At 67.6% G+C, this 24,233-nt stretch carries 21 protein-coding genes; 4 read left to right on the top strand and 17 right to left on the bottom strand.

The window, feature by feature from the left end:
• Positions 1–2,481 (bottom strand): penicillin-binding protein 1A (locus tag AC3WRI_RS01020; protein WP_492292356.1); only part of this gene is annotated, 2,481 nt, incomplete at its 3' end.
• Between the two features lie 310 nt (positions 2,482–2,791).
• On the opposite strand from AC3WRI_RS01020, the gene AC3WRI_RS01015 reads away from it, so the two are divergent.
• A complete protein-coding gene (locus AC3WRI_RS01015) occupies positions 2,792–3,862 on the top strand; it encodes a porin (RefSeq protein WP_492292354.1) in 1,071 nt (356 codons plus the stop codon).
• A gap of 210 nt (positions 3,863–4,072) precedes the next feature.
• Here the strand turns inward: AC3WRI_RS01015 and AC3WRI_RS01010 are convergent, their stop codons facing one another.
• A complete protein-coding gene (locus AC3WRI_RS01010; RefSeq protein ID WP_011617672.1) occupies positions 4,073–4,558 on the bottom strand; it encodes a DM13 domain-containing protein in 486 nt (161 codons plus the stop codon).
• Between the two features lie 153 nt (positions 4,559–4,711).
• Here AC3WRI_RS01010 and AC3WRI_RS01005 point away from each other — a divergent pair, with 153 nt between their 5' ends.
• Positions 4,712–4,945 carry a hypothetical protein gene (locus tag AC3WRI_RS01005; protein WP_010810991.1) on the top strand — a complete coding sequence of 78 codons (234 nt, stop codon included), beginning with the start codon at positions 4,712–4,714 and terminating at the stop codon, positions 4,943–4,945.
• Entirely contained in the window at positions 4,933–5,742 is an 810-nt protein-coding gene (locus AC3WRI_RS01000) for a CDP-diacylglycerol diphosphatase (protein WP_010810992.1), read from the top strand. Before AC3WRI_RS01005 ends, AC3WRI_RS01000 begins: the two co-directional genes overlap by 13 nt.
• A 22-nt stretch (positions 5,743–5,764) precedes the next feature.
• Here the strand turns inward: AC3WRI_RS01000 and AC3WRI_RS00995 are convergent, their stop codons facing one another.
• The 15 genes from AC3WRI_RS00995 to AC3WRI_RS00925 form a co-directional block, all read right to left on the bottom strand.
• The gene (locus AC3WRI_RS00995; protein WP_011617670.1) at positions 5,765–7,327 is read right to left on the bottom strand and encodes a TAXI family TRAP transporter solute-binding subunit; all 1,563 of its coding nucleotides are present in this window, start codon (positions 7,325–7,327) and stop codon (positions 5,765–5,767) included.
• A 1-nt stretch (position 7,328) separates the two neighbouring features.
• Positions 7,329–8,519: a sodium/glutamate symporter gene (gene gltS, locus AC3WRI_RS00990; protein WP_010810994.1), complete on the bottom strand. Its 1,191-nt coding sequence runs from the start codon at positions 8,517–8,519 to the stop codon at positions 7,329–7,331.
• Positions 8,520–8,758: 239 nt separating this feature from the next.
• Positions 8,759–9,925, bottom strand: coding sequence for an ABC transporter permease (locus tag AC3WRI_RS00985; RefSeq protein ID WP_492292352.1), 1,167 nt, complete (start codon positions 9,923–9,925; stop codon positions 8,759–8,761).
• A gap of 15 nt (positions 9,926–9,940) precedes the next feature.
• Positions 9,941–11,095, bottom strand: coding sequence for an ABC transporter permease (locus tag AC3WRI_RS00980; protein WP_011617669.1), 1,155 nt, complete (start codon positions 11,093–11,095; stop codon positions 9,941–9,943).
• 6 nt (positions 11,096–11,101) lie between these two features.
• Positions 11,102–11,794: an ABC transporter ATP-binding protein gene (locus AC3WRI_RS00975; protein WP_010810997.1), complete on the bottom strand. Its 693-nt coding sequence runs from the start codon at positions 11,792–11,794 to the stop codon at positions 11,102–11,104.
• Between the two features lie 10 nt (positions 11,795–11,804).
• Positions 11,805–13,019, bottom strand: a complete 1,215-nt coding sequence (locus tag AC3WRI_RS00970) for an efflux RND transporter periplasmic adaptor subunit (RefSeq protein ID WP_010810998.1) — start codon at positions 13,017–13,019, stop codon at positions 11,805–11,807.
• Between the two features lie 107 nt (positions 13,020–13,126).
• Positions 13,127–13,483, bottom strand: coding sequence for an ArsR/SmtB family transcription factor (locus AC3WRI_RS00965; protein ID WP_010810999.1), 357 nt, complete (start codon positions 13,481–13,483; stop codon positions 13,127–13,129).
• Positions 13,464–13,928 (bottom strand): SRPBCC family protein, encoded by a 465-nt coding sequence (locus AC3WRI_RS00960; protein ID WP_011617667.1) that lies wholly within the window; start codon positions 13,926–13,928, stop codon positions 13,464–13,466. Before AC3WRI_RS00960 ends, AC3WRI_RS00965 begins: the two co-directional genes overlap by 20 nt.
• A gap of 103 nt (positions 13,929–14,031) precedes the next feature.
• The gene (locus tag AC3WRI_RS00955) at positions 14,032–14,985 is read right to left on the bottom strand and encodes a PDR/VanB family oxidoreductase (protein WP_010811001.1); all 954 of its coding nucleotides are present in this window, start codon (positions 14,983–14,985) and stop codon (positions 14,032–14,034) included.
• Positions 14,986–15,064: 79 nt separating this feature from the next.
• Positions 15,065–16,687 carry a trimethylamine N-oxide permease gene (locus AC3WRI_RS00950; protein ID WP_062804628.1) on the bottom strand — a complete coding sequence of 541 codons (1,623 nt, stop codon included), beginning with the start codon at positions 16,685–16,687 and terminating at the stop codon, positions 15,065–15,067.
• Between the two features lie 364 nt (positions 16,688–17,051).
• A complete protein-coding gene (locus AC3WRI_RS00945; protein ID WP_010811003.1) occupies positions 17,052–17,354 on the bottom strand; it encodes a CBU_0592 family membrane protein in 303 nt (100 codons plus the stop codon).
• A gap of 39 nt (positions 17,355–17,393) precedes the next feature.
• Positions 17,394–18,284: a TorF family putative porin gene (locus AC3WRI_RS00940; protein WP_058696601.1), complete on the bottom strand. Its 891-nt coding sequence runs from the start codon at positions 18,282–18,284 to the stop codon at positions 17,394–17,396.
• A 169-nt stretch (positions 18,285–18,453) separates the two neighbouring features.
• Complete coding sequence (betA, locus tag AC3WRI_RS00935; RefSeq protein WP_492292350.1) at positions 18,454–20,190, bottom strand: choline dehydrogenase; 1,737 nt, start codon at positions 20,188–20,190, stop codon at positions 18,454–18,456.
• An 85-nt stretch (positions 20,191–20,275) separates the two neighbouring features.
• Positions 20,276–21,742 (bottom strand): aldehyde dehydrogenase family protein, encoded by a 1,467-nt coding sequence (locus AC3WRI_RS00930; RefSeq protein ID WP_010811006.1) that lies wholly within the window; start codon positions 21,740–21,742, stop codon positions 20,276–20,278.
• A 28-nt stretch (positions 21,743–21,770) separates the two neighbouring features.
• Positions 21,771–22,892: an aromatic ring-hydroxylating oxygenase subunit alpha gene (locus AC3WRI_RS00925; RefSeq protein WP_010811007.1), complete on the bottom strand. Its 1,122-nt coding sequence runs from the start codon at positions 22,890–22,892 to the stop codon at positions 21,771–21,773.
• Positions 22,893–23,127: 235 nt separating this feature from the next.
• Here AC3WRI_RS00925 and AC3WRI_RS00920 point away from each other — a divergent pair, with 235 nt between their 5' ends.
• Entirely contained in the window at positions 23,128–24,216 is a 1,089-nt protein-coding gene (locus tag AC3WRI_RS00920; protein ID WP_058696597.1) for a helix-turn-helix domain-containing protein, read from the top strand.
• Positions 24,217–24,233: the final 17 nt, after the last annotated feature.

The raw sequence follows: 24,233 nt of genomic DNA, 5'->3' as shown, positions 1-24,233 counted from the left end.
GGCAGGGGCGGCGTTAGGCGCTGGTTCGGCCTGAGGGGGTGGCGCAACCGGAGCGCTGCCCGCGCTCATGTCCTGCGGCACCGCAATCACCGTCTCCCCCCGATCCAGCGCCAGGCTGGACTCATCCGGGCCGACATCCACCGCGGCAGACGATGCCGCGCCGGCCGGCGGCGCGACCTCGGCCTCCGGCGTGGGCAGCGCCGGCCGACGCGGTGCCGGGCGCGGCGCCGGGGTCTCGCTGGCCTTGTCGCGCGTGAACAGCTGGCTGAACCAGCCGCGCAGCTGCGTTCCCAGCGATGCGAACAGGCTGGTCTCTTCGTGCTCGGCAAAGCGCGCGCGGCCGTCGACGATGCGCGAGCGCAGCGCGCGCTGGTAGAAGTCGCCCACCATCGGCAGCGCGCTGTGCGCGCCCTGGCCCCAGTAGTCGCTGCGCAGCGTGACGCGGCTGTCGTTGAAGCCGACCCAGGCGCCCGCCACCAGTTCCGGATGCATCAGGATGAACCAGCCGTCGGCATTGTCCTGGGTGGTGCCGGTCTTGCCGGCCACGTCGGCGCGGATGCCGAAGCGCGAGCGGATGCTGGCGCCGGTGCCGCGGTCGATCACGTCGCGCATCACGTCGAGCAGGGTTTGCGTGGTGGCGGCGGGCAGCGCGTGCTCGGCGCGCGCCGGCCGGAACACCTGCAGCACATTGCCCTGGCGGTCTTCAATGCGCGTCACCATGGTGGGCGCGATGTAGTCGCCGGCGTTGGCGATGGTGCCGTAGGCGGCCACCATCTCCTTGAGCGTGACCGGGCTGGTGCCCAGCGCCAGCGACGGCACCACGTCGAGCTGGCTGTCGCGCACGCCCATGTCGCGCGCCAGCCGCGCCACGCGCGTCGGCCCCACTTCGTGCATCAGCTGCGCGGTGATGGTGTTGCGCGAATAGACCAGGCCGTCGCGCAGCGTCATGGCGCGGCCGGTGGGGCGGCCTTCATCGGTGGGGCGCCAGACCTCGCCGCCAGCCAGTTCGATTTCCACCGGCTGGTCCACCAGCGTGTCGTCGGGGGTCTTGCCTTCTTCAAAGGCCGCGCCGTAGACAAAGGGCTTGAAGGTCGAGCCCGGCTGGCGGCGCGCCTGCTGCACGTGGTCGAACGCGTCCTGGGTGTAGTCGCGGCTGCCGACCCAGGCGCGGATCTCGCCGTTGCGCGGATCGATGGCCATGAAGCCCGCCTGGATGCGCGTCTTCTGCTGGTGCAGCGCGCGCATGAAGGCATGGTCGGACATCAGATGGCGCAGCGCCTCTTCCGGCGCGGTGCCGGCGGCGATGGCGGCACGGTACTCCGGGGTTTCGCGCACGAAGGCCTGCACCAGCGGCAGGTTGGCGGCCCAGCCCGCGCGCGGCGCCCAGGCCGCGTTGGCGATGGCCTGCAGCCGGTTGCCCTGCTGCACCACGGCCTGCGTGGCCATGGCCTGCAGGCGGGCGTCGATGGTGGTATGCACCACCAGGCCGTCGGCGTAGATGTCGTAGCCATTGCGGTCGGCCCAGCCGATCAGCCACTTGCGCAGCTGCTGCGCGAAATGTGGCGCGGGGCCTGGCGGCTCGGTCTGGCGCTCGAAGTCGATGCGCAGCGGGCGCTTCTTCAGCTGCTCGTAGCGCGCCGCATCCAGCTTGCCGCGCTTGACCATCTGGGCCAGCACGATATTGCGCCGGTCGAGCGCGCGCTCGGGGTTGAGCACCGGGTTGTAGTAGCTGTTGCCCTTGAGCATGCCGATCAGCGTGGCGCTCTGCAGCACGTCGAGCGAGCGCGCCGGGCGGTCGAAGTAGGTGCGCGCCGCCATCTCGATGCCGAACGCGTTGTACAGGAACGGCACGGTGTTGAGGTAGGTCTCGAGGATCTCGTCCTTGGTATAGAGCGCCTCGATCTTCAGCGCGGTGATGGCTTCCTTGAGCTTGCGCGTCAGCGTGGGCGCGCGGCCGATTTCATCGGGATAGAGGTTGCGGGCCAGCTGCTGGGTGATGGTGGACCCGCCCTGGCGGTCGCCGGAGAAGGTATGCACCGCGGCCGAGGCCAGCCTGCGCCAATCCAGCCCGTGGTGCTGGTAGAAGCGGTGGTCTTCGGTGGAGATCAGCGCAGCCACCACATTGGGTGAAATCTGCGACAGCGGCACCCAGTCGCGGTTGGCCCACTTGAACACCGCCAGCTCCTTGCCGTCGGCGGACAGCACCTGGGCCGGCTGCTCGGACTTGGCCTTGCGGATATCGCTGATGCCCGGCGTGAACGGGATCAGGACCAGCACATAGAGCAGGAGGGCCGCCGGGATGGCGGCCAGGCCCACCAGCACGCCGCGCCGCGTGGGGCGCAGCGACCCGGGCCGGGTCAGGCCGGCGCGTGCAAGGCGCGCGGCCATGCCTGACAGGCGTTGCTGGAGGGGGGCAGGCAATGAAGCCTGCAGCGAGGCGAGCAGCGGGGCAAGCCGGGTCTTGATCTCAGCCAGCCTCATGAGGCGAAGCGGTCGAGGCACAGGCACATGGCGGCACGGGGCACTGGCATTACCGTCGTCGGAAAAGCATGCATCGTACCAAAACGTTCCCCTTGGTTACAGGGAAAACCCCCATTTGGGGCTATCCGTCACTTCCTGCTACGAAGCATGGGTCACAAAGGTTACATATTGCGCCGCGACAATGCCGAGGCCGCAACTTGTGCGGACGATGCGCCGTTGCCGGGTTGCCCGGCTGGACCTGGTTGGCCTTGCCGACCCGGCCTGGGTCCGGCGCGGTGTCGTGCCTCAAACAGAACACAGAGAAATTACAGTGAAGAAAGCTCTCCTTGCAATGACGGCAGCAGTGGCCGCGTCGGCCGTATCCGGGGTGGCGTCGGCCCAGTCCGCGTCGAACGTGACGCTCTACGGCATCGTCGATGCCGGCGTCGAAGTGATCAGCCACGTGCCGGGCAGCAACGGCGCCCAGGGTACGGCAACGCGCCTGAACTCTGGCAACCTGTCCGGCTCGCGCTGGGGCCTGCGCGGCACCGAAGACCTGGGCGGCGACCTGAAGGGTATCTTCGTGCTGGAGAGCGGGTTCGACATCGATACCGGCACCTCGGGCCAGGGCAACCGCCTGTTCGGCCGCCAGGCCTACGTCGGCCTGCAGGGCGGCTGGGGCGCGGTCACGCTGGGCCGCCAGCAGAACGCGCTGTACGACCTGTTCGGCGCCTTCGACCCGATGGGCGTGGGCCCGCGCTACTCGCTGAACAGCGTTGACTCGGCCTTCAATGGCCGCGCCGACAACGCCATCAAGTACACCGGCAAGTTCGGCGGCCTGACCGCCACCGGCTTCTACAGCTTCGGTCGCGACAACAACGGCGAAGTCCCGGGCGAGCCCAAGGTCGCGCGCAACTTCGGCGGCGGCCTGTCGTACGCCGCGGGCGGCTTCTCGGTCGGCGCTGCCTACGACCAGTACCAGGGCGCCACCGTGACGTTGCAGGACCGTGCCGCCAAGCGCGCCGCGGTGGGTACGGCCTATGCCTTTGGCGGCGCCAAGGTGTTTGCCGGCTACCGCTGGCTGAAGGACGACGGCGTGTCGAGCGCCAGCGCCATTTCGACCCGCAGCAACGTGTACTGGGCTGGCGCGCAGTACCGCTTCACGCCTGCCTTCCAGCTGACCGGCGCGGCCTACTACAACGACACCCGCAATAGCGACGCGGATCCGTGGATGTTCGTGCTGTCGGCGGACTACTCGCTGTCCAAGCGTACGGATGTGTACCTGAATGTTGGGTACTCGAAGAACAAGTCGGGTTCGGCGCTGGGCCTGAATGGTGTTGGCACGGTGGTGGCTGGTGAGAACCAGACCGGTGCTACCGTTGGCCTGCGTCATCGCTTCTGAGCGTAACTGCCTGATGCCCGCCTGGCAGGTTGTGATGCCTGCATGGGCGGGCGCTTGACTGTCATATCGACACCTGCGGCTGGTATTGCGGGGGGTCGTTGGGCCGGTTGATTTGATCGGCCTCTTTTTCTCTGGTCTTCGCCCTTTGGTTGCGGGGTGTTCTTGTTGTTGCCAAGCGCGACATCGCGATATCCGGCGGCATGGCGATGACTACCGATACCCCGCCGCCCCGATAAACTGCCCAAACCTCTCACACCAAATCACCACCGCCCCATACCGTGCCGGATCCACGCCAGCCGGCAACGCCACGGTGAAGTTGCCAAAGGTCTTCAGCTCACCAACCTGCAGCGACCGGTCCTTGATCCGAAGGAAGGCCTCCTTGTTGTCGACAAACTCCGGCGCCAGGTAGATCCGATAGTCCGGCCCCGGCGCAACGCTGCCTTCAAAGGCAAGCGCCTGCGGCGAAACATGGAGTTGGCCGCTGGCCCAGTGCAGCGCGTCGCTGCCTGCCAAGTCCTTGCGGAAGGTGCCGGTGTAGCGCGACTGTTGTGATACAGCCTGCACTTGCTCGGCACTGGCACCGGCCTGCTCCGTCAGGATCGGCAGGACATAGATGCCCGCGGCAAAGCCCACGGCCAGCGCGGCAAGGTGGGTCAGCACAAGGATGGCGGACTTGCGGAGCGGGTTGGGCGGCATGTTTTTCTCCCGAAGGCATGAGGATGCGGGTATGTCGGCGCCGGGGTCGGATCCTGACAGATCTGTGGTGCCTTAGCACATTCGCAACGGTTTCACCAATCCAACACACGGAAGTGGTTATGATTTGGTAGTCGCCTAGTCGAGAAGCTGCCTATGACCCTCCACGTCACGATCCGCACCATCCGTACCGGCACGCTGCAATCCGCCCGCTATCAGGCGCGGGTTTATCTCACCACCGATGCCGAAGCCCTGCCGTTGCTTGCAACGGACTGGAGCGAGCGCGAGGCCGAAGCCTTCCGTACCGCGCAGTTCTGGGCGCAGCGCCACGCCTATGTGGTGTCTAATCCACGCGCCGGGACTTTCTACGGAGTTTCGTGCCGGCGCTGAAGCCGGCCCGCGGTTGGCGCGGTGCCCCCGCGTTGTGGCTGGCGGCCATCCTGGCCCTGGCCGGCTGCACCGCCGAAAGCGTCGTCGGCGTCCTGTCGGGCGGCCGCGATGGCTTGTGGCGCAACGTGCAGCAGCGCTGCCTTGGCAGTACCGCGGCGGCTCATCCCGATTGCGCGCAAGTGGATCGGTCCCAGGGACTGGTGCTCTACAAGGACGCGATCGGCAAGTCGCATTACCTGGTGATCCCGGCACGGACGATGACCGGCATCGACGACGCCAGAGCCTGGGACGGCGCAGGCGCCAACCCCTGGGCCTTCGGCTGGGCCGCGCGCGGCATCGTTGGCCGCTCGCTTGGCAAGGCCGTGCCCGACGACATGCTGGGCCTCGCGATCAATTCCCGCGCCTCGCGCAGCCAGGACCAGCTGCATATCCATCTCGATTGCATCAGCTCGGCCGCGCGCGCCGTGGTCAATGGCGCGGCCGGGCCGATCGGCACCGGCTGGACCACGCTGCGGCTCGAGGACAAGCCGGTGCGCGCGATCTTTGTGCCAGCCAGCGCGCCGGTGCTGGCGGTCGACCCTTTCCAGCTCGTGCGTGACGGCACCAAGGGGGGCGCCGCCGCAGCGCCGCCGGACCGCGGCATCTTTGTCACCTATGTGCGGGAGCGGCAGGGCGGGGCAGGCTTTGTCGTGATCGACCAGCCCGTCGACAGCGCGGCCGGCAGCAACGGCCACGCCAGCGATTTCCTGGACCGGCGCTGCCGGCTGGCTGAAGGCCTGGCGAGCGCGGCGGGCTGATCGGCGGCCCGCCCGCCGGGCCTTACTGCGCACGGGCGCCCGAAGCCGCAGGCGTTGCAACGGGCTTCGCGGGCGTTCCGCCGGGCTTGGCGGGCGGAATGCCGGGTGTCGCCAGCGCGTCCAGCGCCTTGGCCGCCGCCAGATGCTGCGGGATCATCAGCCCTTCACGCGCCGTTGCCACGGCAATCTGCGCGCCCTGGGCGCTGCCGCGGGCGACAAAGTCGCGCCCGTGGCGGTAGACCAGCCGCGTCAGCTCGGCCACTTCGGTATCGGACAGGTCCGGCCCGGTCACCAGGATCGCCGCCGTGGCGATGGTGCGCACCGGCGTGTGCAGGCCGGGATAGGTGCCCGGCGCGATGGTGGCGCGGAAATAGCCCGCCTTCTGCCCGACCATCGCGGTGATGACCCGTTCGTCCAGCGGCAGCAGCCGCAGCGGCATTTCGCCGAGCGCGTCGCGGATGCTGTCGGCCGGCACGCCGATCACCTGGATCACCGCGTCGACCTGCTTCTGGCGCAGCGCCACCAGCCCGGTGCCCAGCCCAACTTCCTCGGCCTTGAAGTCCTTGTCGGTCAGGCCATGCGCAGCCAGCACACGCAGCGCGGTCACGCGCGAGGCTGAGCCGCGCTCGCCCACGGCGATGCGCTTGCCGCGCAGCTCTGACACCGAGCGGGCGGGATCGGCGTCGCGCACCAGCACGTGCACGGGCTCGGGGTAGAGGCTGCCGATGGCGCGCAGCGAGGCTTGCGGGCCGTCGGCGGCAAACACGCCCTTGCCCTCGTAGGCTTCCAGCGCCGCATCGCCCTGCGCCAGCGCCACCGAGACCTTGCCGGCGCGCAGCAGCCGCAGGTTCTCTTCTCCGCCGTGCGTGACCAGCGGCATCGCGCGCACGCGTGCCCCGTCCACCAGCGCCTTCGCGAAGCGCAGGTACTGGCCGTGTTCGGCGCCGGCGGCAATGGCATAGCCCTCGTTGACCCGTGCCAGCCGCGCGCGGATGTTGGCGTGCGCGGTGGTCAGCTCCTGCTCGATCACGGCGCGCTGCGCCGGCGAGGCATCCTTCTGCACGGACTCGATCACCTTGCGCATCGCGTCCAGGATCGCCGCCGGGCCCCTTTGCGCATCGGTGGCGACGGTCGGGGCTTCAGCGGGGCGGTAGCCGGCCGGCAGCACGCCGACCCAGCGCTCGCCGTCGCGCCGGTACAGCGCCGTGCCATGCGCGCGGATGATGTCGCCGGCCTTGTTGCCGCCGCTGGTGATGCCGGTGATGCCGCGCGGGCCCGCGCCCAGCGCCGACACCAGCCCGGCCACGCCGGGCGAGTCCCAGGCGCCGAAGTCGTAGTCGCGCAGCAGTTTCAGTTCCGCATCGAAGTACACCACGCGGCGGGTTTCACCGGCCGGGGCCTTGGTGTCTGCCTGCGAGCCGCGCCGGTCCAGGCCGGCCAGTTCCACCGTGCCCGGCGGCAGCGCCTGCGCCAGCCGCTCGTTGATGCCGGCGCGGATGCCGTCGGCGGGCGGGCCGCCGCCGCAGCCTGCCAGCCAGGCGCTGGCCACCAAGGCAATGAGGAGGGTGAAGAGGGCGCGGCGCATGTCAGCCTCCGATCAGCGGCAACGCCAGCAGCATGGTCAGCACGAAGGCGTTCATCAGGTCGACGAAGAACGCGCCGGCCAGCGGCGTGATCAAATAGCTGGTGGGTGCCGGCCCGTAGCGGGACGTGATGGCGCGCATATTGGCCATGGCGGTGGCGGTCGACCCCATGTTGAAGCCGATAAAGGCGGCCGAGGTGACCGCAGCCTCGTAGTCACCCCCCATGAAGCGGAAGCACACCAGCACCACATACAGGATGATGAAGACCACCTGCATGGCGATGATCAGCAGGAAGGGGCCGGCGGACAGCGCCACCTCGGCCAGGTCCAGCGCCATCATGGTCATCACCAGGAACAGCGACAGGCAGATATTGGTGATCAGGTCGGTGGCGCGGTCGTCAAAGCGCACGCCGGCAAAGGGCAGCAGGTTGCGGATGGCGATGCCGAGCATCATGCACCACAGGAAGCCGGGGATGGTGATGGCGCCGGTGGGCATCTGCGCGGCGATCCAGCGCCCGCCGATCACCGCGGCCAGGATGCCGGCCAGCGAGGCCAGCGCGCCCACGGTGGTGATGGGGGAAACCGCGGCGGCTTCTTCCTCGGTGTCGCCGGCCTCGCGCGCGGTCGAGCGCAGCTTGTAGCGCGAGATCAGGTACTGCGCCACCGGGCCGCCGATGATGCCGCCCACAATCAGGCCGATGGTGGCCACTGTCATCGACAGGTCCATCACCGCCTGCAGGTTGTTGACCTCGGCAAAGCGCTCGGCATAGGCGGCGCCGGTGCCGTGGCCGCCCACCAGCGTGATCGAGCCGCTCACCAGCCCGAAGATGGGATGCAGGTCCAGCGTCCTGGCCATGGCCACGCCCACCACGTTCTGCACCAGGATGTAGGGCAGCAGGATGATGAGGAAGATCACCAGCGCCTTGCCGCCGCGCCTGAGCATGCGCAGGTCGGCGCAGAGCCCGACGCCGCCGAAGAACATCAGCAGCAGCACCGGCTTCATGCCGGGATCGATCACCACGCGGAAGTTCGCTGCCGCCAGCGCCACCGAGGCGATGATCGCGAACAGCAGGCCGCCGGTGACAGGGTCGGGAATGTTGTAGCGCGACAGCACGCCGACGCTGCGGTTGACCAGCGTGCCGATCAGCAGCACCACGACGGCAGTCAGCAGCGAGCCCAGCAGGTCGAGGTTCATCGGGGGCGTCCTGGCGGAGAGGGTTGCGGGGGTACCTTGCCATCGGGCGCCGCTGGCCGTGCCGGGGGTGCACTGGCCGCCGGCAATGCCTGACGGGGAGCATGCATCACTACGGGTTGTAGACGCGCGGGTGGAATAAGGCAAGGAAAGGTTGGGGGTGGGGCGCAGCGACTACCGGGCCGTGAATGCCGATGCCGTGCTCCCTCTCCCGCTTGCGGGAGAGGGGAGCGAACCCTCGCTCAGCGCGCCCGCAACGCGTCCACGATATTCATTCGCGCCGCCCGCACCGCCGGCAGGAATCCGCCCGCCAGCCCCATCACCATCGAGAACGCCAGCGTCTGCAGCGCGATAGCCGGGGTCAGGATGAAGCGGAACGAGAGGTCCGCGAAGGTCTGGAAGTTGGTGGTCGAGAACGACGCGAACTGCATCAGCGTGGCGCACGCAAGGCCCGCGATGCCGCCCACCAGCCCCAGCAGCGCGGCTTCGATCAGGAAGGCGGTCAGCACGTTGACGCGCTTGAAACCCAGCGCGCGCAGCGTGCCGATCTCCGCCACGCGGTTGGCCACCGAGGCGTACATGGTGATCATGGCGCCGATCATCGCCGCGACCGAAAAGATGGTGGACAGCGTGAAGCCGAGGATCTTGATAAAGCTGGACAGCGCCTTGGACTGGTCGCTGTAGAAGGCCTGCTCGCGCTTGGCCTCGTCGGCCAGCCGCGGGTCGACGTCGATATCGGTGCGAAAGCGGTCGAACAGCGCCGAATCCGCCAGCCGCACCACCATCGACGAATACGCATTGCGCCGGAACGACTGCATCAGCTGGTCCACGTCGCCCCAGATCTCGGAGTCGAAGCCGCTGCCGCCGGCGTCGAAGTGGCCGACCACGGTCCAGTCGCGCTGGGCAAAGCGCAGGTGCTCGCCGATCTGCACCCCGGCAAAGCCGCCGGCGATGCTGCTGCCGACGATGATCTCGGACGAGCCCGGCCGGAACATGCGTCCGGTCACCAGCCGCACCTGCGGGCGCAGGTCCATGCCCGGCGGCGAGATGCCGCGGATCACCACGTTGGACGGTTGCCCGGTGCTGGTCTTGGTAAGCGAGATCAGCACCACCGCCTCGCGCGAGGCCAGCGGCCGGCCAGCGCCGCTCATGGCCACGGCCGGGTGCATCTCCATGATGCCGGCTTGGTCGCGGTTGACCGAGCTCTGGATCTCGGTCTCGGCGCCCTTGCGGATCAGCACCACGTTGTTCTGCTCGCCGGTGGTGACCAGGGTCTTCTTCAGACCGGCGTCCAGCATCAGCATGGTGGCAAAGACGAACACCACCAGCGCCAGCCCGCCCGCGGTCAGCGCGGTGGTCAGGCGCCTGGCCCACAGGTTGCGCGCGATATAGGTCAGCGGGATCGCCACATCAGCCTCCGCGCGCTAGCCGATGGCCCGCAGGCCCTCGACGATGCGCACGCGCGCAGCCTGCACCGCCGGCACGATGCCGGCAAAGACGCCCACCGCCAGCGCGCAGGCCGCCTGCAGCTGCATGGTCTGGGGCGACACGGTGAAGACCGGGAACACGCCGCCAACGGCCTGCTTGAAGGCGCTTGCCACCGGCGGCGTCGCCAGCATGCCGAGCGCGCCGCCGGCCACGCAGATCGCCAGCGACTCGCCGAACACCAGCAGCGCCAGGAAGCCGGGGCCGAAGCCCAGCGCCTTGAGCGTGGCGTATTCCACGGTGCGCTCGCGTGCGCTCATCGCCATGGCATTGGCCATCACCGCCATGATGATCACGATCACCACGTAGGACACCACGCGGATCGCCGCGATGATCTGGTTGGACATGGCGACAAAGCCCAGCTGGAAGGCCTGCTCGGTCTCGGTCAGCGTCTCCGCCAGTGAATTGCGGAACACCGCATCGACATTGCGCGAGATCGCGGCGGTGTTGTCGGGGTTGTCCACGCCCAGCACAAAGACGCCGACCTGGTCGGCCTGGCGCGGGGTGCGCTTGCGCACGGTCTCGTTCAGGTATTCCCAGTGGAACACCATCTGGCGCGTGATGGTGCTCTCGTCGCGCCCTTCCATGATGCCGCGCACCACGAACTCCCAGGTGCCGGGGTAGATGGTGCCCTTGATCGGGACCACGTCGCCAAGCTTGAAGCCGAACTGGTCGGCCAGCTGGCGCCCGACCAGCGCGCCCTTGCGGTCGCGCTGGTAGTCGGCGCGCTGCTGGTCGGGCACGATGAATTCCGGATAGAGGTCGAGGTAGTTATCGGATACCGCGAACTGCGCGAAGAAGTTCTTGGGATCGCGGTAGACGCCGCCGAACCAGTTGGAGCGCGCCACCGAGGTCACGCCGTCGACGCCCCTGATGCGGCTTTCGTAGCTCAGCGGCAGCGGAAACACCAGCGAGATCGCATTGCGCGTGACCAGCCGCGCGCTGGATGCTGCAGACGCGCCCGCATACCAGGCATCGATCACCGTCTGCAGCAGCCCGAACGCCAGTACCGCGATCACCAGCCCGAACACCGTCAGCGTGGTGCGCAGCTTGTGCCGCAGCGCGTTGCGGGTGATCAGCTTGAGTGCGTACATGACGACTTAGGCAATCTCGCCACGGATCAACTCTCCCTTCTCCAGGTGCACCAGCGACCCGGCCGCGGCCGCGGCGTGGGCATCGTGCGTGACCATGATGATGGTCTTGCCGGCATCGGCATTGAGCCGCTGCATCATCGCCAGGATCTCGGCGGCGGAGGTGCGGTCGAGGTCGCCGGTGGGCTCGTCGGCGACGATCAGCGCGGGGTCGGTGATCAGCGCGCGCGCAATCGCCACGCGCTGCTGCTGGCCGCCCGACAGCTCCGACGGGTAGTGGCTCATGCGGTCGGCCAGGTTGACCATGTCCAGCACCAGTTCCACGCGCGCACGACGCTCCGCACGTGGCAGGCTGGTCAGCATCAGCGGCAGCTCCACGTTCTCGAACGCGGTCAGCACCGGCATCAGGTTATAGAACTGGAAGATAAAGCCGACATTGGCGGCGCGCCAGTCGGCCAGCTCGGCCTCCGGCAGCCGCGTGATGTCCAGCCCCGCCACTTGCAGCGTGCCGCTGTCGGGCCGGTCGATGCCGGCGATCAGGTTCAGCAGCGTGCTCTTGCCCGAGCCCGACGGTCCCATCAGCGCAACAAATTCGCCTTCGCCGATATCGAGCGAAATATCGGTCAGCACCGGCACGGTCTGCACGCCGCGCCGGTAGGATTTGGCGACGTGGCTGATCTGCACCAGCGGTGCTGCGCTCATGTGGTCCTCTCTACGGCTTGGCCACGGTGATGCGGTCGCCGTCGCCGAGATTGTCGGCCGGCGACAGCACCAGCACGTCGCCGGGCTTGACGCCCTGCACGGCCACCAGTTCGCCCAGCTTGTCGCCGGTCTTGACCTGCACCTCATGCGCACGGCCGTCCTTCACCACATAGGCCAGCTCCCGGCCCTGCCGCGTGACCACGGCGGCGGGCTGCACCGCCACCACCGGCTGGCGGTCCTGCGCCGAGGCGGTGCGCGACAGGAAGGCGATCTTGGCGCTCATGTCCGGCAGCACGCGCGCATCGCGGTCGACAAAGCGCACCTTGACCAGCACGGTGGCCTTGGAGCGGTCCACCGTCGGCACGATGCGCGACACTTGCCCCGCCAGCCGCAATCCCGGCAGCGCATCCAGCAGCAGCTCGCACGGCTGGTTGGCGCGGATCTTGCCGATATTGGATTCGGCGACATCGGCTTCCACCTCCAGCGTCTCCATGTCGGCGATGGTCACGATCGCGCCCTTGGTGTCGGCGGCGGCAGAGAAGGGCGTGATGTTGTCGCCCACGTTGGCATGCTTGACCAGCACCACGCCATCGAAGGGCGCGCGCACCACGGTCTGCTCCACCGCGACCTCGGCCGCGCGGGCATTGGCCTGGGCCGAGGCGATCGCCGCGCGCGAACTGTTGACCGAGGCCCGCGCCTTGTCAAAGCGCGCCACGTCGGCGTCGTACTGGGTGCGCGAGATGGCGTTCGGCACGATCAGGATCTTCGAGCGGCGCAGGTTCACCTCGGCGTCCTTCAGCTCGGCCTGCTGCAGCGCCAGGTTGGCCTGCGCCACCTGGACCTGTGCCTGGGCCTGCGCGAACGAGGCGGCGACGTCCTTGCTCTCCAGCCGTGCGATGATCTCGTCCTTCTTCACGCGCGAGCCTTCCAGCACGCCCAGCCATTCCAGCCGGCCCTGCGCCTTGGACGCGACCGCCGCCTTGCGCTGCGGCACGACATAGCCGGTGGCATTGAGCACGGTGAAATTCTGCGTGGGATAGGCGGAGGTGACGGTGGCGGTCTGCACCGCCTGCGGCCCGGCCAGCTTCATGGCGATGCCGGCCAGGGCCAGCACGGCCAGCGCGATCACTGCATAGCGCAGCCACCTGCGCCGGGGGCGGATGCCGGCGCCGGCCGCGGCGGCGCTCCGGTCGATTTTCAGCCTGGACAGGTCGTGGTCAGCCACTGCGCGCTTCCTCTCGCTGTGATGGGCGGGGCTCCCAGTATAGCGGCGAGTGAAAGGGTGTCCATTGCTTGCGAGAGGGGAGCAAACCGCTGGCGTGCGGGGGGAGGTCAATGCTCGGCTTCCACCGCCAGCTTCAGCTTTGCCAGCGCAAAATCCCATTGCCGCCCGATCGCTTCCAGCGACCGGCGCGCGGCTTCGACCTGGCCGGGCTCGAACTGCCACAGGCGCTCGCGGCCGGCGCGGCTGTCGCGCACCAGCCCGGCCTGCGCCAGCACCTGCAGGTGCTTGGTGACCGCCTGGCGCGTCATGGCGCTGCCCGCGGTCAGCTGCGCGATCGACAGCGCGCCGCCCGCGCACAGCGCTGCCACCAGCCGCAGCCGGGTTTCGTCGCCAAGCGCGGCGAAGACGGTCGCCGCATCGCGCAGTTCGAGCGCGGGCGGGGTTTCAGGCTGCGCCGCTGACATGCTTGCGGATGTTTTCCATCTGCCCGTCCCAGCCGCCGCTGTTCATGCGGAAGGCTTCCATGCGGCGTTCGGGCGGGATCTGGTCGAAGCCGGATTCGACCACGGTCAGCAGCGTGCCGCCTTCGGCTTCCTTCAACTCGAACACCACCAGCGTGGGCGGTTCGGCCGAATAGTCGCGGCCGCGCTCCATCGGCGCCGGATGCCAGCGCCAGGACAGCAGCCTCGGTGGTTCCATGCGCTCGACCTCTACGTCGAACTTCAGGTATTCATAACCGGGATAGGTGATGCTGCCCACGGCACGCTGGCCTGGGGCGAAGGTCACGCCGTCGAATTTCACGCCAAACCAGCTGCCGAAGGTGTCGGCGTCGGCCAGTGCATGCCAGACGCGTTCGATGGGGGCGGCCAGCAGGATGCTGCGCTCGATGCGGTCGGTGGATGAAGCCATGTCCGGTCTCCTTGTTCAGGCATGAATGGGCAACGTTGTGGTTGCATGTTAGGAGACCGGACGGGGAAGCGCAACCGAAAGGTTGCGAATGGCCTCAGTATGGTCAGAGATCCAGCACCAGCCGCTGGCCCTTGCAGCGCGACACGCACAGCATCATCGTCTTCTGCGCAGCCTTTTCGGCATCCGACAGGTACTGGTCGCGGTGATCGGCCTGCCCTTCCAGGATGGTGGTCTCGCAGGAGCCGCAGATGCCTTCGCGGCACATGCAGTCTACCTTGATGCCCGCCTTCTCGATGGCGCGCAGCAGCGGCTCGTCGGCGCCGACCTGCAGCGTCAGCCCGCTTTTCTGCAGCACGGCCTCGAAGGCGCCGCCGGTGGCGTCGACCTCGTTGCGGAACTGCTCGAAGTGGATGCGGCCCGCGTCCCAGCCCGCGGCGCGCGCGGCGTTGACCACGGCGTCGTTCAGCGGCGCCGGGCCGCAGACATAGACGTGCGTGTCGGCAGGCTGCGCGGCGATCAGCGCGGCGAGGTCGAGCATGGTGCCGCTGTCGCTCTCGTACAGGTGAAGCTGGCCGGGCTGCAGCGTGGCGGGCAGCACGTCCAGGAAGGCGGTGGAACGGGCGTTGCGGAAGCAGTAGTGCAGTTCGAACGCCGCGCCGCGCGCGGCCAGCGCCTGGATATGCGTCATGAACGGCGTGATGCCGATGCCGCCGGCGATCAGCAGGTGGCGGCCGGCGCCGTGGTCCAGGCTGAACAGGTTGCCGGGCGCGCCGATATGCAGTTCGTCGCCTTCGCCGACCTGCTCGTGCATATAGCGCGAGCCGCCGCGCGAAGCCTCTTCCAGCCGCACTGCGATCTGGTAGTGGCCGGGCTCGCCCAGCGTGCTGGTCAGCGAATAGGCGTTGCGCAGCCGGCCGCCGTCCATATGGACGACCACGTGGCTGCCGCTGTCGAAGGCGGGCAGCGCGCCGCCGTCGCAGGGTTGCAGGGTGAAGCGCTTGATGCCGGCGGCCAGCGGCTCGACGCGGCCGACGCGCACGCGGAGCGTGTCAGTCATGGCGGTACCTCGGAATTCAGGGAAAGCAGGGAAATCGGGAAGGGGGGCAGGCCGGCACCGGGCCGGCCTGCCGGAGCCGTCAGGTGATCACCGTCAGCCTGGCAGCGATCCACACCACCAGCCCGCCGACGACCAGCGCCACGTAGGGCAGCACGCCGGCGCGCGCATTGGGCAGCTCCATGTCGCGGCGCATCGACTCGGGGAAGCGGCCCTTGTCCTGGATGTAGTGGCGGTACACGAACACCGGCACGATCAGCAGCGCGGCGATCAGGCCGTTGCGCAGCGTGTGCTCGCCCTGGAAGTTGGCGCCGGCGCCGACGAAGGCCAGGTCGAAGAAGCCGAAGAACGCGCCCAGTGCCAGCAGCCAGTTCTTGCACTTGTACGGGCGGGCCCAGTCCGGGCGGTCCATGCGGTGGATCCAGCCCGACTGCAGGTTCAGGAACACGAAGATCATGTAGCAGACGTTGCTGATCGACAGCACCGCCATGTAGTTCGACATCAGCAGCAGGAACAGGTTGAACACCAGATCAGTCCACATCGCGCGCGTGGGCGAGCCGTGCTCGTTCACGTGCGAGAGGTAGCGCGGCAGCCAGCCGTCGACCGAGGCCTGGTACAGCGTGCGCGACGAACCCATCATCGAGGTCATCACGATCAGCAGGATCGCCAGCACCAGCATCACCACGATCACGTTGAACACCACCGCGCCGCCGCCGACGAACTTGGCCATGGCCGCGCCCACGCCGGAGCCGTCGACGATGGCCGGTTCCAGCATGCCCGACAGGCCCAGCGAGCCCTGGAAGGCGATCGGCACCGCGATGAACATGAACAGGCACAGCACGCCGGACCAGAAGATCGCCTTGAAGGTGTCCTTCTGCGGATCCTTGAACTCGCGGGTGTAGCAGACCGCGGTCTCGAAGCCGAAGGTCGACCAGCACGCCAGGAACATCGCGCCCATGGCGGTGCTGATGCCGGCGGCGTTCCAGCCGCCCAGCACCGGGGCGCCGGCGCCGTCATGGGTCAGCGGCAGCAGCGGCAGGAAGTTGGTGGACGGCATGTCGCCGGTGAACATCGGCACCAGCGCGATCAGCACCAGCGGCGTCAGCGAGGCAATGCCCAGGATGCGCTGCGTGGTGGCCGCGGCCGAGGCGCCGCTGTGCTGCAGCTTGAAGGTGACCAGCAGGAAGGCGGTGGCCAGGATGAAGGTGGAGTTCACCCGCAGCGTCAGGCCTTTGCTGACAAAGCCCAGGTCCACCAGTGTCAGTTGCCAGGTGTTGATGACCGAATCGGGCGGGAACAGCGCGCTCAGCATGTAGCCGGCGGCGAGGCTGGTGCCCAGCGCCAGCATCGGCGACCAGGCCACCCAGTTGCACCACACCGAGACCGGTGCGACAAACTTGCTGTAGCGCACCCAGCCGAGCGCGCCATACACCGAGGCGCCGCCGGATTTGTGCGGATACAGGCCCGAGATCTCGGCATAGACGAAGCACTGCGCAAAGCCGACCAGGATGGCGAGGATCCAGATCACCCAGGCCGGGTTGCCGATGGTGGCGGACACGCCGCCGATGGTGAAGAGCACGCCCGCGGGCACGCCGCTGGTGACCCAGAAGGCATCCTTCCAGGTCAGGGTGCGCTGCAGTTCATGCGATTGGGTTTGCTGCTGCGGTTGGGCGGGGGCGATCGGCGCCTGCGCGCCGATCGACAGCACGTCTTTCTGTGAATACACGATGTCTCCTTGCTTCCCGGGTTGCCGTTTATCTGGAGCTGCGCTCCGTCACGGTCTGCCGTCTGCGGTCTGGGTGGGTACGTTGCGGTACTGCCTGCCGGGGGTTACGACGGTCGGGAATGGCTGGCGGGGATTCTGGGGGCGTTTCTCATCCTTGTCTCCTGTTGTCATCCCGGGGTTGCCATGCGGCCCGTTACGGGTCTCAGGCTTTCGGGTTTCTTGTCGATTCACTGCAGGTTAAATATATTACCAATAGTGTTTCGGGGTGAGTATAGAAACGGCTGGGAGCCAAGGCAACGGAAGATTTGTATCGCCGTTGCCAAGCGTCCTGGCCGCCTCTTCGTTACTGCTGCACGGGCTGTCCCGGGCGCGGTCCGCCCAGCGTTTCCACCACCGCATGCCCCGCCCGCCGGTTGCGCCACCAGCCCAGCAGCGTCAGCCCCAGCCAGAAGCACTGGGTCAGGAACGACGCCAGGTTGAAGGCGCCGGTCAGCGAGATCAGGATGCAGCTCGGCCCGATCACGTTGAGGACGACGGCCAGCCTGCCGGTCGGGGATTTGTGCAGGACCTGCACGGCAAAATGCGCGGCAACGTAGGCGGCAACGCCGACAAGTCCGGTCGCGTCGGTAAGACCCAGGGAGGCCATGGTGGTAGGAAGCGGTAAAACAGCGGTTGAAGATTGCCGTCAGAACGTCTTGGTCACCGAGACCAGGAACGTGCTTTTCAGCGGGTTGGAAACGGACGGGTTGCCGGACGAATCCAGCGCCCCGGTGGTGTACTTGTCGTAGACGTCGGTACGCCCCCAGCCGCGGGTATAGGCGCCGGTCACGGTCCAGCTGCCCTCGAAGGCCTTGGACAGCGCCACGCGCACGTCGCGGAAGTTGTAGGCGGCAAAGTTGCGCACGCGCTCCTGGCCGTAATGCAGCAGCAGCGTGACGCCGTGGCCCAGGTCGAAGGTGCCGTTGATATCCAGGTAGCCGGAGCCGCGGCTGTGCAGGTCATTGCCGGCGAGCAGCGAGGCGCTGTTGTAGCCGAAGTAGTCGGGCGTATAGGTCAGCCAGTACTTGACGTTGAACCACTTGTACGTCAGCGACGCGACGGCTTCGCCGTAGTTGTACTTGGTCTGCGCGTACTGCAGTTTCGCGCCCGGGTACAGGTAGTAGTAGACCTGCCCGGCATAGGTGAAGTCGCCAATGGTGCCGGTGTAGCCGGCATACAGATCCCATTCGACGGTGCCGCCCTCGATGAACTTGTCGCTGATGCTCGACATCCACGTGCCCGCGGAAAAGCCGCTCGGGTGGGCGTAGTCGATGCCGCCCTGCACCGCAGGCCTGCCCCAGGTCTGGCGGAAGCCGCGCGATACGTATTGCGATGTCAGGGTCAGGTTGGCGCTCAGCGGCGCTGGCGATGCGGCCTCGGCCGGCGGCACGGTCGCCGTGACCTGCGGCACCGGCGCCACGGCCAGCCTGGTTTCGGCCTCGGCACTGGTCTGCGCCTGCGCGCTCAGCGCCTGGCACAGCAGCAGGGGCAGGGCGCCTTGCAGGGCCCGTCTTGAATCAAAGCATTTGCGCAGCATGGAAGTCTCCTCCTTGCAGCCGGTCTGGGTTTGTTCTGGGTAGCCGGCTTTGTGGTGTGGGTGCGCGGCGCGCCGACCGGACGCACGCTGCCCGCCGGGGACCGAAGTCCCGGCAGCACATGCGTCGGTCAGGGGTTCTGGCGGGAAGCCCGCGCGCCGCGCCGCCTGGTCAGGCGGGCATCGGCATCGGCATTCGCGCAGTGGCTGGCGGATGCCGCGCCGCGTCTGCCTGCGCCCCGCCGCGCGCGGTGGCGGCCTTGTAGTAAGGCGCCGTCGAGCGTTGCAGCGGTGCGCGGCCGCGGATCACGTCGGCCAGCTTCTCGGCCATCATGATGGTGGGCGCGTTCAGGTTGCCGGTGATGATCTTCGGCATGATCGAGGCATCGACCACGCGCAGGCCAGACAGCCCGTGCACGCGGCCCTGGTTGTCGACCACCGCCATCGGGTCGGAAGCGTCGCCCATCTTGCAGGTGCAGGACGGGTGCAGCGCGGTCTCGGCATGCTCGCGCACGAAGGCGTCGATCTCGGCATCGCTCTGGATCATCATGCCGGGCTTGATCTCGCGGCCGCGGAACTGGTCCATCGCCTGCTGGCCGATGATCTCGCGCGTCAGGCGCACCGCGGCGCGGAACTCGCGCCAGTCGACGTCGTGCGCCATGTAGTTGAACAGCAGGCGCGGCTTCACGCGCGGGTCGCGGCTGGCCAGCTTGACAAAGCCGGTGCTGGGCGAGCGCATCGAGCCCACGTGGCACTGGAAGCCATGCGACTGCACCGGGTTGCTGCCGTCGTAGTTCATCGCCAGCGGGATGAAGTGGTACTGCAGGTTGGGCCAGGCAAAGTCATCGCTGCTGCGGATAAAGCCGCCCGCCTCGAAGTGGTTGGAGGCCGCGGTGCCGGTGCCGCGCAGGTACCATTCGATGCCAATCGCGGGCTTGTTCCACCACTTCAGCGCCGGGTACAGCGATACGGGCTTGGTGCATTCGTACTGCAGGTACATCTCGAGGTGGTCCTGCAGGTTCTCGCCGACGCCCTTCAGGTCTGCCACCGACTCGATGCCAAATGCGCGCAGCTCGTCCGCATTGCCCACGCCCGAGCGCAGCAGCAGTTGCGGCGAGGCGATCGCGCCGTTGCTGACGATCACTTCCCGGCGCGCACGCGCTTCGCGCACATGGTCGCCCTGGATGTACGAGACGCCGATGGCGCGCTGGCCGGAGAACAGGATGCGGTCCGCCAGCGCGCGCGTATGCACGGTCAGGTTGGGCCGGTCCTTGGCCTGGTCCAGATAGGCCAGCGAGGTGCTACAGCGGCGCCCGCGCGCGGTGGTGGTGCGGTCCATCGGGCCGAAGCCTTCCTGCTTGTAGCCGTTCAGGTCATCGGTCTGGCCATAGCCGGCCTGCTCGCCGGCCTTGATAAAGGCGCGGAACAGCGGGCTGATATCGGCCTTGGGCGTGGTCACGTGCAGCGGGCCGTTGCCGCCGTGGTAGTCGTTGGCGCCCTTGTCATAGGTCTCGGCCTTGCGGAAATAGGGCAGGCAGTCGGCGTAGCTCCAGTTCTCCAGCGAACGGTTTTCGGCCCAGCCGTCGTAGTCCATCGCGTTGCCGCGGATATAGACCATGCCGTTGATCAGCGACGAACCGCCCAGCCCCTTGCCGCGGCCCTGCGTCATGCGCCGGTTGTTCATATGCGGCTCGGGCTCGGTCACGTAGGCCCAGTTATAGGTGGTGCCCTGCAGCGGATACGCCAGCGCGGCCGGCATCTGGGTGCGCCAGTCCAGGCGCCAGTCGGGGCCGCCCGCTTCCAGCAGCAGCACCGAGACATCGGCATCCTCGGTCAGCCGCGCGGCCAGCACGCAGCCGGCCGAGCCTGCGCCGACGATGATGTAGTCGTACTCATGGATTGCCTGCATGGTGCAATCTCCTTGTTTGCTTGACGCCGTGCGTGGCGGGCCGGGGGAGGGCCTGCCGCGCGCGCGATTGCGAAGTCAGCTGCGCTCAGGCGCCGAACCAGCCCATCGCCTTGGGGGCCAGGTTGATATAGCTGTGCTTGAGTTCGGTGTACTCGTCCAGGCCGATGCGGGCCAGCTCGCGGCCGATGCCGCTCGCCTTGTAGCCGCCCCACGGCGCTTCCGGGAAGTACGGGTGGTAGTCGTTGACCCACACCGTGCCGAAGCGCAGCCCGCGCGACATCCGGTTGGCCTTGTCCAGGTCGCGGGTCCAGACCGCGCCGGCCAGGCCGTACGGGGTGTCGTTGGCGGCACGCAGCACCTCTTCCTCGGAGCGGAAGCGCTCGGCCGTGATCACCGGCCCGAAAATCTCCTCCTTCGCAATTTTCATGTCTGCCGTCACGTCGGCCAGCAGCGTCGGTTCCAGCCAGTAGCCCGTCTTGAAGACGTCGCCAGCCGGCCGCTTGCCGCCGTGGACCAGCCGTGCACCCTCGGCAATGCCGGCCTGCACCATGCCCAGGATCTTCTCGTGCTGTTGCGCCGACTGCACCGGGCCCATCTGGGTCTCGCCGTGGAAGCCGTTGCCGATCACGATGCGCGGCAGGCGCTCGGCCAGCCGGCTGATGAATGCATCATAGATGCCGTCCTCGATCATCAGGCGCGAGCCGGCGGAGCAGACCTGCCCGGCGTGGAAGAACGCGGCATTGAGCGCGTAGTCGACCGCTGCGTCCAGGTCGGCATCGGCAAACACGATGTTCGGGTTCTTGCCGCCCAGCTCCAGGCCGATGCGCTTGAAGTTGCCGGTGGCGGCCTTCATGATGCTTTCGCCGGCATAGGCGCCGCCGGTGAAGGACACCAGGTCCACGTCCAGGCTCTCGGCCAGCTCGGCACCGACTTCGGCGCCGCCGGTCACCAGGTTGAACACGCCCGGCGGCAGGTCCAGCTCGGCCACCAGTTGCGTGAAGTGGTGCGTGGTCAGCGGCGTCAGGTTGCTGGGTTTGATCACCACGGTATTGCCGGCGCCCAGCGCGGGCGCGATCTTCCACGCGGCCTGCAGCAGCGGGTAGTTCCACGGCGTGATCAGGCCGCACACGCCAACCGGCTCGCGCAGGGTGCGGCTGATCACATGGTGCGGGGCTTCGTTGACGGCGCCCGACTCGGATGCGACCAGCCCCGCAAAGTAGCGGAAGGTGGCGGCGATATCGCCCATGTCGGTGCGGCTCTCGGTCAGCGTCTTGCCGGTGTTGAGCGACTCCAGTCGGGCGAGCTTCTCGGCATCGCGGTCAATCAGTTCGGCGATCTTGTTCAGCAGCCTGGCGCGGTCACGGATCGTCGTCTGGCGCCACGGGCCGTCGAAGGCCTTGCGCGCAGCGGCGATGGCCAGGCGCGCGTCGGCGCGGGTGGCTTCGGCTGCCTGGGCGATCACGGACTCGTCGGCCGGGCTCAGGATGGCGCGCGTGCCTTGGTCGATGGGCGACTGCCACTGGCCGTCGATATAGAGCTGGGTCAGGATCATTGCTGCGGTTCCGGTTCGGTGGTTCGTTTCAGGCGGCCAGGGCGTCGAGCACCATCTGCTGGAAGTGCTGCACGCCGTGCTCGCCGATGGCGGAGGTCTTGTCGTCGGTGACCAGTAGCGGGCCCTGCCCGTTGCGGTAGCCGCGCGACTTCAGGCCGCGCTGCACCGATTCGACGATGCTCAGGTCTTCGGGCTTGAGCACGTTCTTGTAGTACTCGATCAGTTGCTCCTGCTCGGCCGTGGGCGTGCTGTCGCGGAAGTAGAACTCGAAGTGCTGGATGGTGGTGTCGGCATCCACCGGGAACATGTAGAACACGCCGTAGTTGCCATCGCCCGGCAGCACGTTCAGCGTCACGTTGGGCCACAGCCAGTAGGCGGCGAAGTCGGTGTTGGGGGCGTCGCTGTCATAGGTGAAGGCGTCGCTGCCCGAGCGCGTCTGGCCGACCTGGCTGGTGTAGAGGCCGCGCACTTCGTGCTTGTAGGTCTCCATCCTGATCGACTCGACCAGCGCCGGGTGCGCGGTCTGGCAGTGCAGGCATTCCAGGTAGTTGTCGACCACCACCTTCCAGTTGGCCTTCATCTCGTAGGTGAGCTTGTGCGCGGGCACCAGCTTGTCGACATCCGGGCAGCGCGCACGGATCTCGTCGTTGAGGCCGCCTGCCAGCTCGGCCAGCGGTTTCGCGTCCATGTCCAGGTTGACGAAGACCAGGCCGCAGAATTCTTCCACGCGCACCGGCGTCAGGCCGGCGTTGTCCTTGCAGAAGCCCGGCACGTTCTCGGCGTTGCGCACGTGGATCAGCTTGCCGTCCAGGCCGAACGACCAGGCGTGATACGGGCAAGTGATCACGTTCTTGGCCTTGCCCGCGCCATCCGCAAACAGCTCATGGGCGCGGTGCGGGCAGACGTTGTAGAACGCGCGCAACACGCCGTCGCGGCCGCGCACCACGAACACGTTCTCGCCGGCCACTTTCACTGTGGCGTACTGGTTGTTCTCGGCCACCTGGCTCTTGTGCATCACACACACCCAGCTGCGCGCGAAGATGGTCTTCTTCTCCTGCTCGAAGACTTCCTGCGAGGTGTAGTAGTGGGCCGGCAGCGTATAGGCCAGCGGCGGGGTGGTGCCGCAGGCGGGGGCGGTGGTCTCTTGCATGGGTTGTCTCCTTGTTGGTCTCGTTGCCTTATCGATTCACTAACAGTTAATTAAATTACTGTTGGTGATGTGAAGTGAAGTCTAGTGAGGAGCGCAGGGGTATTGCAATTCAAAAAACCGATGAAACCTGCTCGCTTGATGGTCCATGGCTATCAATTCGCGCGATTTGCGGTGATGGTGTAAGGTTCGAGTTACTCAATTCACCATCGGTTGAAAAAAAGCGGAGGGGATGCCCATGACGGAAGACACTTTTGCCACGCGCCTGAAGGGGGTGCTGGAAGGCAAAAGGATCATGCTCAAGCAGGTGGCAGAGGCGCTGTCGGTATCGCCGTCGGCGGTGCACAAGTGGACCCGCGGCGGCGAGATCGAATACGAGCGGCTGCTCGCGCTGGCGCGCTTCCTGGGCGTCAACTGGCTGTGGCTGCGCTACGGCGAGCAGGCCATCGCCGACCTGGAGGCCAGCACCGCCTCTGACCCACACATCAAGGAACTGCGCCAGAAGCACCTGGCGGAGATCATGGAGAGCGAGGCGCGCATGAAGTTCGCGCAGGAGGTCTCGGGCATCGTCACCTGGGAATGGAACGTGCTGACCGATGGCCTGACCTACTCGTCCAACGACGTCACGCTGTTCGGCCGCCACATCCGCAACATGGACGACTTCTGGGCCTGCGTGCATCCGGCCGATGTCGCGCGCCTGCGCGAGGTGCTGGCGCGCACGCTGGGCGCGCAGGAGATGCACGAGTGGGAGTTCCGCGTCGTGCACGGGGACACCACGCGCTGGATCTCGTCGCGGGCCACGCTGGTGCGCGACTTCGACCAGCGCCCGGTCAAGATGATCGGCGTCAGCCTGGACATCACCGAGCGGCGCCGCGCCGAGGCTGCGCTGCGCCAGAACGAGGCGCTGCTGGCCAAGGCGCAGGAGATTGCCCACCTGGGCGGCTGGTACTGGAATATCCAGACCGACGACTGCGCCTGGACCGACGAGGCCTACCGCATCTTCGGCTGGGCCCCGCAGGCGTTCAAGGTGACCATGGAGCGCTACCTGGCGTCGATCGTCGAGGAGGACCGCGCGCGCGTGCAGGCGGCCATCCGCGCGGCCATCGTCGACAAGGCGCCGTACAGTGTCGACTACCGCATCCAGCTGCCCGACGGCAGCCATCGCGACATCCATGAGGAAGGCGAGGTCACGCTGGACGAGCACGGCAACGCCCTGACCATGGTCGGCGCCTCGCAGGATGTCACCGGGCCGGCAGCGCCGCCGGCAAGAGGCGGCGGCAAGGCCCCGCGCAAGCGTGCGGCGGACAAGCCGCGCGCACCAGCCTGACAGCGCCACAGGGCGGC

The sequence above is a fragment of the Cupriavidus sp. FW305-27 genome, from assembly GCF_058787995.1.
This window is presented reverse-complemented; position numbering and strand designations above follow the sequence as displayed.

Excerpts from the sequence above, each read along its gene's own strand:
- AC3WRI_RS00980 (WP_011617669.1), bottom strand. The coding sequence starts at position 11,095 with ATGTACGCACTCAAGCTGATCACCCGCAACGCGCTGCGGCACAAGCTG.
- AC3WRI_RS00960 (WP_011617667.1), bottom strand. The coding sequence starts at position 13,928 with ATGGCTTCATCCACCGACCGCATCGAGCGCAGCATCCTGCTGGCCGCC.
- gltS (WP_010810994.1), bottom strand. The coding sequence starts at position 8,519 with ATGAACCTCGACCTGCTGGGCTCGCTGCTGACTGCCGTCGTGGTGCTG.
- AC3WRI_RS00955 (WP_010811001.1), bottom strand. The coding sequence starts at position 14,985 with ATGACTGACACGCTCCGCGTGCGCGTCGGCCGCGTCGAGCCGCTGGCC.
- AC3WRI_RS00995 (WP_011617670.1), bottom strand. The coding sequence starts at position 7,327 with ATGCGCCGCGCCCTCTTCACCCTCCTCATTGCCTTGGTGGCCAGCGCC.
- AC3WRI_RS00975 (WP_010810997.1), bottom strand. The coding sequence starts at position 11,794 with ATGAGCGCAGCACCGCTGGTGCAGATCAGCCACGTCGCCAAATCCTAC.
- AC3WRI_RS01010 (WP_011617672.1), bottom strand. The coding sequence starts at position 4,558 with ATGCCGCCCAACCCGCTCCGCAAGTCCGCCATCCTTGTGCTGACCCAC.
- AC3WRI_RS00925 (WP_010811007.1), bottom strand. The coding sequence starts at position 22,892 with ATGCAAGAGACCACCGCCCCCGCCTGCGGCACCACCCCGCCGCTGGCC.
- betA (WP_492292350.1), bottom strand. The coding sequence starts at position 20,190 with ATGCAGGCAATCCATGAGTACGACTACATCATCGTCGGCGCAGGCTCG.
- AC3WRI_RS00930 (WP_010811006.1), bottom strand. The coding sequence starts at position 21,742 with ATGATCCTGACCCAGCTCTATATCGACGGCCAGTGGCAGTCGCCCATC.
- AC3WRI_RS00965 (WP_010810999.1), bottom strand. The coding sequence starts at position 13,483 with ATGTCAGCGGCGCAGCCTGAAACCCCGCCCGCGCTCGAACTGCGCGAT.
- AC3WRI_RS00920 (WP_058696597.1), top strand. The coding sequence starts at position 23,128 with ATGACGGAAGACACTTTTGCCACGCGCCTGAAGGGGGTGCTGGAAGGC.
- AC3WRI_RS00940 (WP_058696601.1), bottom strand. The coding sequence starts at position 18,284 with ATGCTGCGCAAATGCTTTGATTCAAGACGGGCCCTGCAAGGCGCCCTG.
- AC3WRI_RS01005 (WP_010810991.1), top strand. The coding sequence starts at position 4,712 with ATGACCCTCCACGTCACGATCCGCACCATCCGTACCGGCACGCTGCAA.
- AC3WRI_RS00945 (WP_010811003.1), bottom strand. The coding sequence starts at position 17,354 with ATGGCCTCCCTGGGTCTTACCGACGCGACCGGACTTGTCGGCGTTGCC.